This is a genomic window from Neptuniibacter sp. QD57_21 (genome assembly GCF_047778075.1).
In the GTDB taxonomy this organism is placed as follows: Bacteria; Pseudomonadota; Gammaproteobacteria; order Pseudomonadales; family Balneatricaceae; genus Neptuniibacter.
In genome coordinates this window covers 1,764,471-1,776,774 of record NZ_CP180549.1, presented here as the reverse complement: position 1 = coordinate 1,776,774, position 12,304 = coordinate 1,764,471, and the positions used below count along the sequence as shown (strand labels likewise).

Genomic DNA, 12,304 nt, shown 5'->3' with positions numbered 1-12,304 from the left:
TGACTTCTACTACCTACCCTATCTCATCCATGCAGACTGGCTGGCTGAAATCTTCCATTTATAAGAACGGAATGATCAGTTGAAAGTTCTGACAGTGCTGATAGATCGTCTTCTTCGATAGCTCGCTGTATGACATCACGAACTTTTGGCTTCATAACCTTTCTAGCCTGTTCAAATAGACGTTGGCGTAATTTAGGTCCTTTTTTGCCTAGAACCAATAAGAAATCTGCAAAAGCTCCCTCTAGAGCATCACTATCGTAGCATGCAATAGAAAGGTAGATACGCTTTGTATGCAGTCGCAGTTCATCCGGCTCTGCAGCTACCATTCGCGTGAAATGGTACAAAATTCTACGGCCTTGATGTCCACGGTAAATAAGGTACCTAGGATGTTGTGCATCGAAAGCTGCTTGAATGCGCCCTGTATTAGGACTATCAAAGTCGGCATTCAATTCCCAGTCAGCTAATGCATCCCAAATTAAAGAACTCACAAAATGCTCCTGCTTTTATTATTGATACATCCGTAAAGAAGTCGCTACAAAATAAATAACTTATTCAGGATGGTTCTTTAGTTATTGGTAATATTCCAAACAGGTGTTTGTTTTATATCTCGACCGACGCAAGAATACAAATTTATCCATAAATTAATGCACTAATTAACAGTTTTCTTTGCCAAAAGTACAACCTTATCTAAGTTCACGGCAGATTAATTTTTTTCTTTAATATCAACCTAGTAAGAATAGCTCATTTTTCACCCAAGAATAAAAGTTTTATATAAAGTCTTAGTGATTTAGCTATCAGAGAGCAGAGTGAGTTGCATGATCGATCAGACTGCATCATTTAATCAATAACACATTCCTCATCCCAAGATCAAAAAGCTCAGCATGTACTGAGCTTCTTATGTTGCTGAAACATTCAATTCTATTTATCAAGCAACGCCTGCACCCACTCAATCTCCTTATGACCAAACCAGCTCTGAATAATCCTTAGATCCTTGTCAAAATAGACCCACGTGGGCGTACCTTGAAAACCATTATTCAGAAACGTTCTCCCCATTTGACTCATAGGCAACAAACGCTGAGCTAAGTGAGCCTTAATGCTGTTCATAACCGTCTGTGACAACCGCTCTTTATCGAACACGTTATAAATTGATTCTGCTAATTCAGATGAAGCAATGGTAGGCATAAACCAATCCATAACGACTGGCACATCCACTTCATAGGGTAATTTCTGCAGCCCTAACTGAGCGAAATAGCGTTTAGAGTGAAGTGTTAGCTCCCCTTGCTCTATCAAAGCCTTGGTCGATTTGGCGTTATTTAAATTAAAATCTTCAAAAGCGGTAGAAAGTGCAAAAAAGTTGAAACCCTTATTTTCCTCTTTCAGCCTCATTAGCATAGGTAATGCTCTAGATAAGCAACTTGGGCAATTAACTTGGAAAACCAGCATTAAATTTCGTTCGGATATCTCGACATTTCCTTTAATTGCCTGACCTAACTGTAGATCCAACTGCATACACTATCCTTTCATTGCTTAGCAAGTGCAGCTACAGCCTCATCAATGCTAAGCGGCTTGTAAAAGTAGAACCCCTGAAAAGTTGAGACACGCATCGCCCTGATCAGTTCAACCTGCTCTTTAGTTTCAACACCTTCAACGACAAGCTCCTTACGAAGTTTACGTCCAATTTCGACCATACCTTGTAGGACTACTCGAGCATCTTTTTGATCAGCAACGCATTGAACAAAGCTTCGATCGATTTTGATGACATCTAACGGAAGTCTTAATAAATAACTGAGGGATGAAAAGCCAGCCCCAAAATCATCTAAACATATGGAAAAGCCTATGGTTTTAAGTGAATTGAGATGTTTAATTGCAGCATCACTTCTGATTAGTGCATTTTCTGTAATTTCTAATTGCAGCAAGGATAGATCGGGCTTCAACTCGTCAGTAAGCCTCGCTATTTCACATATAAACTCATTATGGTGTAGTGAATTAGCAGATACATTGATCGAAATAGGCACATTAATCTGAGGGTTCTGTCTGAGTATCGCGCAAGCCTCCTCAAACACATATAGATCAATATCAAAGAACAATCCCGATTGTTCGATCACAGGAATAAACGCATTTGGAGGGACTACACCTTTAATTGGATGCTGCCATCTAATCAACGCTTCATAACCGTTAACCCTCTCTGTTGTCGCATCTACTTTAGGCTGTAAAACCAAGAAAAATTCGCGATTAACGAGAGCATTACGAATATCATTTAATAGATTTAGATGATTTCTAGAAACCTCTTCATACTCGCGATCAAATTCCTGTCCAGCACCACGACGATTTTCTTTAGCTACTTTGAGTGCTACTTCTGCATGTCGCAACATCTGCTCAGCAGTTTCTTGCGAAAAATCGTCTGCAAGCTCACTAGAACTACCTACAGTTATTCCTAAACGAATTGAATTTCCTTCTACAAATAATGGTTTTGCACACTCTCTAGCAACATCACTCGCATCCAGATCAGTATCAACCATCAAGATGGCAAACACATCTGTATGCAAACGCGCTAATAACGCATTCTCACCATAGATCCTTTTAAGGTTCCCCCCCATTTCGGCAAGCACCTTGTTACCATAGTCATAACCAAGGGATTCGATAATGTTATGAAAATAGTCGAGATCAGCTAGATAGATCGTACACCGACTACCTTTAGATCTTACAAATGTGAGTGCATTCTCTATCAAGCCCAAACGGCTATACAAATGAGTGACTGAATCAAAGTAAGCTGCTTTATTAAGATGAGAGAAAAATTTAGCATTCTCTAAACCTAACCCCACATTCATACAGAAAACTTGAAGTAACTCTTCATCTACATTCTGTAATCCTCTAGCCCCTTCAAGCATGATCACACCTTCCCACATAGAAGGAGTCGACAAATAAAGACCTGTATAGCGCTCACCAATACTATGCTGTTTGCTATCAAGCACATCTTTGACTAGGTAGCTCAAGCCATCTGTATCTAGTTGCTCAAGCTTACGCCCAAAAAAATGATCATATTTGTTAGATGCAGCCACTACAAAATATTCGTCTTCTAACCCTTTTCTTAACGCCAAAGGGCCATTATGCGGCCGCTGAGATACACAGAAAATACCATCAGCATCGATGTTAAAGAGCGCGCTAATCTGCAATAACACTCCTCTAGCGAAGTCGTTCACAGACCGTTCTTTAATAAGATCTGAAGACGCATCAATAATCGATCTCAAACCCAGCTTACTGTTTTCAAGTGCACAAAGGTGCTGGTAGGAACGAATGGCCGTTGCTAAAGCTGTAAATAACCGAGATTTAGTCAGCTCGTTTTTAGTTTTATAAGCGTTAATTTCATAACGCTCGATAATTTCATTTTCAGGTGCATAGCCAGGTTGGCCTGTTCTTAGAATGATTTGTACATTATGCCGATTTAGATCCTCACGAATCTGCTCAGCCAGTAGCAATCCGGCATTGGGGGCTTCCATAACCACATCAAGTAACACGACTGCAATATCATCATGCTTTTCTATAAGCTTATAGCCCTCCTCACCGCTATAAGCATGCAAAAATTTTAATGGGTGCCCCAAGATATCAGTTCTGGACAAAGCAAGAGTTGTTACCTGGTGAACTGACTCTTCGTCATCAATAATTGCAATTTTCCAAGGCTCTCGGGTGTCCTCCACTTCAGGTTCATTCGAATCATCTATGATATTTAAAAGCACATCACTCATCATCATTATCCTGTTTCGGAGCTACCAGAGGTAACACTACTTCAAATTGAGTACCCACTTTGCTCAACACTGATATAGATCCGCCTAGAACACCAGTGACAATGTTATGTACAATATTTAATCCTAAACCAGAGCCCCCTTGCCCTAGTTTCGTGGTATAAAACGGGTCAAAAATGCGGTTGATTTTTGACTCTTCAATTCCAGTTCCATTATCGTTAAAGTAAATTCTCACGCTGTTATCAAGACACGTAAATCTTATATTGATTTCACCGTCATCGCGCCCATCAAAGCCATGCATAATAGAATTATTAAATAGATTAGTTACAACTTGCCCAAGTGGGCCAGGGTAACTATCCATCATTAATTCGACATCACCTTCAACTCTATACTTGTAGTTTGTACCTTTTAATTGGTGGCGAAGAGTCATCATTACTTCATCGATAACCTCTTTCAAAGCAAATTTCCGTCGACTAGAACTCGACTGATCTGTTGCTACTTGTTTAAAGTTTTGAATAAGGTGACTTGCCTTATCTAAAGAGCTCTCCATAACTGCAAATGATTCAGCTGCCTCTCGCTCGAATTGATCCAAGAATGACTGCTTGAGCTCACCTGCTTTTATAGAGCGCATTAGCTCATCAATATTTTCTTTTAGATGACTAGACATGGTTACCGAAACACCTATTGGTGTATTAATTTCATGAGAGACACCCGCGACCAAGGAACCCAATGAAGCCAGTTTTTCACTAGCAATAAGCTTATCCTGAGCCTGCTCAAGATTTTCAAGCGCACTAGAAAGCTTATCTCGCTCTCCCTTAAGATTGGCTTGCATCTTCTCATCAGCTAATCGAAGCTCATCTAGCTCCGTTAACTCAGCCTGAAACTGCCTCAAACTATTGATGATGTCGCCAATTTCATCATTACGATTACTTTCAGCGATCTCAAAATCTCTCTCACCACCTCTTAGTTTATTAATGGATTCAGATATCGCTGTCATAGGCGCAAAAATAGACCGCTTCGTGTAGGTTACAATCGCGACTAAAAGTGCGACACCGCCAACGAGTGTAAATATCAGGAGATAGTTAACCTTATTTGATAGGTCAACCAGATCATTCATACTATTTTCAACTCGGCGCCTAGCATGGGAAGACATTCCTTCCAGAAGCTCTTCCAACTCGCCAAATGCGTTATGCTCTATATCTTCGATAGCCACTAATGCGTCAATTCTGTTTCTAGCTGCATAGATTTCGAAAACTTCGGCCCCACCACTTTTAAGCTCATTAAACAACCGCTCTACTTCAGCTATGCGGACTAATTCATGAGGTTTTTTCTCTAAAGGCTTTAGGCTAGCAAGGAAGGATTCGAATTGAAGAGCGTTACCAAAGAAACTCTTACGGGCATTTTGATCTCCTAATACAAATCTATCTAAGTCGGCAAGCATATCCCCTGTCTCATCAACAAGCTCTAGGTAATATCGAACAGAAGGCAAATCATCATTAATAATCTGATCTAAATCGTTAGAAGAGCCAACGTCTGCAATCTCCTCTTCTTTCATATCGTCGAGAAGATTTTCGAGCGGACCACCGACCTCCCGGATAAGCCGGTTAATACTTCGAGTAGCTTGCTCCTCAAGAATGGGATCAAATCGACTAAAGACCCTTTTTTCAGCGTTCTCATTAGCCGTGGCAATTAAACGATCGACAGTGATCATTTTCTTATAGGCATCACTAATGGGGGGTATTTCCTTTCGATATTGGTCAAACTCTTCTTTATTCGCAAAATATTCTTGCTTCTCTTCAGACTCACCCAACACATACTCAAGCAGATTAGAATTCATATCTCCTAATTCATCTTGCATTGCTTGGGTATATAGTGCGACAGGCATATCCCTTGTTGTTACCTCTTCACTGGACTCACTCACCTTGAGACCAACAACAATCTGTACAACAACAAAGACAGCAAAAACAACTGACACAGCTAATAAGCTGAGGTTAATACGGGTAAGAATAGAACTGCGTTTCATAGCCTCCCCCCACTGAAAGTATTCTCAGTATAGGATGCGTATTTCGAGACTGCAGAGACTAATACGAATTTTTAGATTAATTAGATCCTAAAACGAAAAAAGCCTGCTTAGCAGGCTTTAAATAATGATGAACAAACGCTCAAAGTTATAAATCAGGCAGATCATAATGAGATAAAAGCTCATCGATCTCACTTTTATTACCACATTCCTGTACTTGCCTAACTACATCTGGAGTTAGATGGGGCGCAAAACGCTGAATAAAGTCAAACATGTACCCACGCAAAAAAGTACCTTTTCTGAAACCAATCTTAGTCGTACTCGGTTCAAACAAGTGACTTGCATCTAAACGAACCAAATCACTATCTTGACGCTCATCAAAAGCCATTGAGGCAATAATGCCTACACCCAAGCCAAGACGAACATAAGTTTTGATCACATCAGAATCTACAGCAGTGAAAACAACTTTTGGTTCCAACCCTTCTTTGATGAAGGCGTCATCTAATTTTGACCGACCTGTAAATCCGAATACGTATGTCACAATCGGCTGTTCGGCTAAATCAGCCAGCGTTAACTTAGAAACTTGAGTTAACGGATGACCTTTAGGAACAACTACAGAACGGTTCCAGCGGTAGCAAGGCATCATAATTAAATCACTAAAATGCGCCATGGCTTCAGTCGCTATCGCGAAATCAACTGAACCATCAGCCGCCATCTCAGAAATCTGCATCGGTGTACCTTGATGCATATGAAGGGAGACTTCAGGATACTCCTTCATAAATCCAGTGATAGTAGGCGGAAGCGCATATCGGGCTTGAGTATGGGTAGTTGCAACATCCAAACTGCCTTTACGCTCATCACTAAACTCTTGAGCAACCTGCTTGATACTTTCAACTTTCTGCAGAATTTCTCCTGCAACAGACAGAATAGCCTGACCTGCTGGTGTGACACGGGTAAGATGCTTACCACTACGGGCAAACACCTCAACCCCTAGCTCATCTTCGAGCAATCTGATTTGCTTACTAATGCCAGGCTGTGATGTATATAGGCTTTGAGCTGTGGCAGAGACATTAAGGTCATGTCTTGCAACTTCCCAGATATAACGCAGCTGCTGCAATTTCATCAAACACTCCAGATAAACTCAGTAGATATGTAATCGTTTAGTAATAAAAAACGACTCTAATATAACAGTTTAGAATAAAATCTATCCTAATGCATCTAAGTTATAAAGGAATTATAAGCGGCTATTTAAACGCCTAATTTCTTCATCTTGAGTTATTATTTTTTTCTCTAAACTAGATATCTTAGCTAGCGCTCTTACCAGCTCTTCTTCTTTATCTTTGAATTGATTTCTGACACTAGATTCACGGCGTGATTGCTCATTAGCAATAGCCACTTGTTTCTGCCTAGCCTTTCTCAACTCCTCATCAAGCTCTTTAATTTTGCTTTCTAACCTCTTGTTTTTATTGGTTTCAGATAGAAGCTGAGTATTGATTTTAGATAGATCTCTATTCTGGCCACTACTATCTTGCTTGATCTTTTTGAGTTCGTCTTCGAGGCTTTTTATTTGTGTTTTCTGCGTGTCATGTTTTACATCTTTACGCGCTAGTTCAGCTTGTAAATCATGAATAGACTTAGTCAAAGCCGATTCCTTTTTACCCACTTCATCACGCAACTTTTCTAATGCGCCACGGTAATAGCGAACGTCAGCATCGGCTTTACTTACCGCATCAAGCGTATGTCTTTGCTCATCTTTAATACGCTGATCAAATGTTCGCTTACTGTCATCGTGAGTTTTTCGTAGATGAGTAAGCTCTTGTTCAACGTTAGATTTGGCCTGCTCTTCTTGCTTACGCTGAGATGTTTCCGCCATTAAGTTAGATTTCAAAACCTCAATCTCAGCTTCTAGCCCTTTAATCTGAGAATGAATCTCTTCATTTCGGCTGATTTGATTACGAAGTTTGTCTTCTAATTCTAATAATTGACCACGAGATGCTTGTAGAGATTCATCTGCCTCACGGCGAACAACATCAATTCCAACCTCTTGACGGTGTTTCTCTTCGACAAACTTGCTACTCGCCTCTTGAACAGCCTGCTGCCATACACGTGCAAACGCTTGCCCCAAAACTTCCGGTACGTCCGGAACAACGATAGACGATGCGGAAACAGATAACCTTTCTGGCACCAACTCCCACCAACTATCAAAATACCCTTCAATCTCTGCTGGTTGGTGACCAAGAGACTCTGCAACAACTGATAATGTTGGCTGAACACCCGCCATTAATAATCGATCAGCAGTTGCATAAGTTTTATCTTTTAATTCCATATCACTCATACAGAGAAACCTACTTACTATTAATACTTTTAAAACGTTTTACGGCTTTTTGTAACTGCATATCTAATGGTGCTTTGACTATCTTTCGCCCACCAGAAGGTAATGGGAAACGTAATTCTGCCGCATGAAGAAACAGGCGTTTAAATCCATGCTCTCGCATTGCAGCATTATCTTCATCTGGCGTGTACTTTTCATCCCCGACAATAGGATGGCCAGCAAATTGGCAGTGAACTCTAATTTGGTGTGTACGACCGGTTATCGGTCTAGCCTCAACCAAGGTAGCTTGGCGACCAAAACGCTCAAGGACTTTGTATTCAGTTAACGAAGCCTTACCGTCAGCTGCAACTTTGACAACACGTTCGCCTGATTTAAGCTCGTTTTTACGTAGAGGTGCATCGATTTTGCGCTTTCGCTCATTCCAACTACCAATGACTAACGCGTGATAGATTTTAGTGATAGTGCTTTTCTGCAAAGATTCATGCATTAATTTCAGCGCACTACGCTTTTTAGCCATCATGATACAACCTGATGTATCGCGATCTAAGCGATGGACTAATTCTAGAAACTTGCATTGAGGACGCATCTGACGAAATGACTCGATCAACCCCAAACTAATACCACTGCCTCCATGAACAGCGATACCAGAAGGCTTATTTACCACAATGATGTCGTTATCTTCGTAAAGGATAGACGCTTCTAATTTTTCACTGAGCTGATCACTAACTTTAGCTGGCTCTTTTTTATCGGCTAAACGTACAGGCGGGATTCGAACTAAGTCATTTAGCTTTAGACGATACTCCGGCTTTACGCGTTTTTTATTTACTCTAACCTCGCCTTTTCGAAGGATTCGGTAAACAAGGCTTTTAGGTGCGCCTTTAAGAGCAGTGATTAAAAAATTATCGATCCTCTGCCCATCATTATTTTCAGTTATTTCTACGAAACGAACCTTGCTTGCTTCTTGACTGTTTTGCTGTGACATATTTGATATGAAAACCGATTACCGAATTGATGCACTAGTTGATAGCTGCTATATTCTAGCGCTGCTGCAGTCTGTTGGCTTTATCTTTTTTCACAGGTGCCGTAATACAGACCAAATATCACAGTTAAATACGCTGTAGATGCCGTCAGCAACAAAGAATTTAATTAAAAAGCTTTTCACCCAGCCGAGTATGACCGGTTGGAGGTAGAGACGTACTTTAGCCAGGAACCTGCTTTTAAGAAGCAGTAACAATTAGCTAGAAGAAGAAATAGGCTACTGATTCCTCTACCGTGGACGATTGATACGCCGATTGCGTATTAATAAAAATTACCATCAGATTAGATGGCTTTAATCCCTGCGCACCATATTGCTGCAGGCTTGGCTATTATAGCCGCCCGAAACATAATTGATCGGGTAAATGCCTTATATACTGCATGTGAGTCCAAAAGACGGGTACCCTCTGGGCACTCTGGCTTGGCGAAAAGCGTTCTATTAAGAGAACGTCATGAAAAGAATGCTAATCAACGCAACTCAACCTGAAGAGTTGCGTGTAGCACTGGTTGATGGCCAGCGCTTATATGATCTGGATATTGAATCCGGCTCAAGAGAACAGAAAAAAGCCAATATTTATAAAGGCAAAATCACCCGCATCGAGCCAAGCCTAGAAGCTGCGTTCGTAGATTACGGTGCTGAACGCCACGGCTTCCTACCGCTTAAAGAAATTTCTCGCGATTACTTTATCAAACCGCCTACTCGCGGCTCACGCCCAAACATTAAAGAAGTGCTTAAAGAAGGCACTGAAGTTATTGTTCAGGTTGATAAAGAAGAGCGCGGCAACAAAGGTGCAGCACTAACAACCTTCATTAGTCTTGCTGGTCGCTACCTTGTACTTATGCCAAACAACCCTCGCGCAGGCGGTATCTCCCGCCGCATTGAGGGCGAAGAACGCACGCAGTTGAAAGAAGCACTATCCGGCGTAAATGTCCCTAAACAAATGGGCATTATCGTTCGCACGGCAGGCGTTGGCCGCACAAGCGAAGAGCTACAGTGGGACTTTGAATACCTTCAAACACTATGGACTGCCATTAAGCAAGCCTCTGAAGAAAAGCCTGCTCCATTCCTGATTTATCAGGAAAGCAACGTAGTAATCCGTGCCGTTCGAGATTACCTACGCTCAGATATCGGCGAAGTCTTAATCGACGACCCGCAAGTTTTCGAAGATGCTAAAAACTTCGTTAAGCAGGTAATGCCCACTTACGAAAACAAAATTAAGCATTACTCCGAACAAACACCATTGTTCAATCGTTTCCAGATTGAGACGCAGATTGAAACTGCATTCCAACGCGAAGTAACACTTCCATCTGGCGGCTCGATCGTAATCGATCCAACCGAAGCACTTGTTTCGATCGACATCAACTCCGCGCGAGCGACACGTGGTGGCGATATTGAAGAGACAGCACTTCACACCAACCTTGAAGCAGCTGACGAAATAGCACGCCAATTACGTCTGCGTGATATCGGCGGCTTGGTTGTTATCGATTTTATCGACATGACACCAATCAAGAACCAACGTGAAGTAGAAAATCGCCTGAGAGATGCACTTAAACTTGATCGCGCTCGCGTACAAATGGGACGAATCTCTCGCTTCGGCCTACTTGAGATGTCTCGTCAACGCTTACGCCCTTCTCTTGCAGAAACACGCGGCGTTGTGTGCCCGCGCTGTAACGGCCAAGGTACAATCCGTGACACCGAGTCTCTTGCACTATCCATTCTTCGTCTTATCGAGGAAGAATCTGGCAAAGACCGTACAGCTCAGATCCGTGCAATCTTGCCAGTTACTGTAGCGACATATCTACTCAACGAAAAACGTCACGCAGTTCACGATATAGAACTTCGCCAAGATGTACGTGTTGTCATCGTTCCAAACCCGAACATGGAAACACCGCACTACGAAGTAGTTCGTTTACGCGACGATCACACCGTTGCGACAACAAATGACGCAAGCTACACAATGCAACCAGAGCCAGAAGAAGCTGAGTCACTGGAAGCCGCAGCCACCTCTCAGGCTAGCGCTCCTCGTGAACAAGCAGCTGTGCGCAGCGTTACTCCTAAAACACCTGCACCAGAAGCCGCAACAGAAGCACCTAAAGCAGAAACACCTGCCCCAGCACCAGTTAAAAACAATGAGTCCCTTGGCAGCCGTGTAGTTGGCATGTTCAAGAGCCTCTTTGGTGGCGGCAGCTCAGAAACAACAACTGAGCAAGAGCAGCCTAGTGAAGAGAAGAGCACTTCACGCCCTAAACGTAAGCGTAATGAACGCACTGATTCAAGCCGCAAGCGTCGCCGTCGTGACAATGATCGTAAGCGCACTCCAAAGCAGAACGATGAGATCATTACCGTACAACCAGAGCCTGATCAGCCTCTAAACCAAAACGAAGATAAGCCAAAGCGTCGTCGCCGCAAACGTAAAGGCGAGAACGAACAGGTAGATTCCAAAAGCAAACAGGATCTGAGCAACACAGACTCTCAGAACACTGAAGAGCAAGAAGAAGCACCACGCAATCCACGTCGCCGCGGCCGTCGTCGTCGCACCACTGAACGCTCTGCTAAACGCACTAATAACGTAGCTACGGAAGTTGAAACTAAAGAAACAGCATCAGCTGCTGAAGCTACTAGTGAAGATACAAAAGCCACAAATACGGTAAGCGAAAGCCCTGAAGCTAAAGCATCTGAAGCAACAGTTGAAACAACGCCAACTGAAACTGCAGAAGCGACAGAAAAAACTACTGAAGCGACTGAAACTTCAGAAGCAACTGAAACTGTAGAAGCAACTGAAACGGCAGAAGCAACTGCGACTGAAACTGCAGAAGTGACTGAAACTGTAGAAGTAACTGAAACGGCAGAAGTTACTGAAACTTCAGAAGTTACTAAAACTGCAGAAGCAACTGAAACGGCAGAAGCAACTGAAACTACAGAAGCAACTGAAACGGCAGAAGCAGCTGAAACTACAGAAGCAACTGAAACTACAGAAGCAACTGAAACTACAGAAGCAACTGAAACTACAGAAGCAACTGAAACTGCAGAAGCCATTGAAACTGTAGCCGCAACAGCAGAGCCAGAAGCCAATGAAAGACCTGTTCGCAAACGTCGCACTCGTCGCGCACCAAACGATCCCCGTGAAGTTCGCAAACGCCAAAACGTAGAATCAGAGTCAACTGAGAAATAATTTA

The 12,304-nt window shown here is 42.3% G+C and carries 8 protein-coding genes; 1 reads left to right on the top strand and 7 read right to left on the bottom strand.

Annotation, left to right across the window (positions count from 1 at the left end):
* Nucleotides 1-23: 23 nt before the first annotated feature.
* From ACMXYS_RS07905 to rluC, 7 genes are all read right to left on the bottom strand, one after another.
* Complete coding sequence (locus tag ACMXYS_RS07905; RefSeq protein ID WP_415884526.1) at nucleotides 24-488, bottom strand: hypothetical protein; 465 nt, start codon at nucleotides 486-488, stop codon at nucleotides 24-26.
* A 430-nt stretch (nucleotides 489-918) separates the two neighbouring features.
* The gene (locus ACMXYS_RS07900; RefSeq protein WP_415898171.1) at nucleotides 919-1,509 is read right to left on the bottom strand and encodes a hypothetical protein; all 591 of its coding nucleotides are present in this window, start codon (nucleotides 1,507-1,509) and stop codon (nucleotides 919-921) included.
* Between the two features lie 11 nt (nucleotides 1,510-1,520).
* Nucleotides 1,521-3,743, bottom strand: coding sequence for an EAL domain-containing protein (locus tag ACMXYS_RS07895; protein ID WP_415898170.1), 2,223 nt, complete (start codon nucleotides 3,741-3,743; stop codon nucleotides 1,521-1,523).
* The gene (locus ACMXYS_RS07890) at nucleotides 3,736-5,763 is read right to left on the bottom strand and encodes a sensor histidine kinase (protein WP_415898169.1); all 2,028 of its coding nucleotides are present in this window, start codon (nucleotides 5,761-5,763) and stop codon (nucleotides 3,736-3,738) included. The genes ACMXYS_RS07895 and ACMXYS_RS07890 overlap by 8 nt, the downstream gene beginning before the upstream one ends.
* 145 nt (nucleotides 5,764-5,908) lie before the next feature.
* The gene (cysB, locus tag ACMXYS_RS07885; protein WP_415884522.1) at nucleotides 5,909-6,883 is read right to left on the bottom strand and encodes an HTH-type transcriptional regulator CysB; all 975 of its coding nucleotides are present in this window, start codon (nucleotides 6,881-6,883) and stop codon (nucleotides 5,909-5,911) included.
* 111 nt (nucleotides 6,884-6,994) lie between these two features.
* Nucleotides 6,995-8,095, bottom strand: a complete 1,101-nt coding sequence (locus ACMXYS_RS07880) for a DNA-binding protein (protein ID WP_415884521.1) — start codon at nucleotides 8,093-8,095, stop codon at nucleotides 6,995-6,997.
* Nucleotides 8,096-8,105: 10 nt separating this feature from the next.
* The gene (gene rluC, locus ACMXYS_RS07875) at nucleotides 8,106-9,074 is read right to left on the bottom strand and encodes a 23S rRNA pseudouridine(955/2504/2580) synthase RluC (RefSeq protein WP_415884841.1); all 969 of its coding nucleotides are present in this window, start codon (nucleotides 9,072-9,074) and stop codon (nucleotides 8,106-8,108) included.
* A 505-nt stretch (nucleotides 9,075-9,579) separates the two neighbouring features.
* Between rluC and rne the strand changes: the two genes are divergently transcribed.
* A complete protein-coding gene (rne, locus tag ACMXYS_RS07870) occupies nucleotides 9,580-12,300 on the top strand; it encodes a ribonuclease E (protein WP_415898168.1) in 2,721 nt (906 codons plus the stop codon).
* Nucleotides 12,301-12,304: the final 4 nt, after the last annotated feature.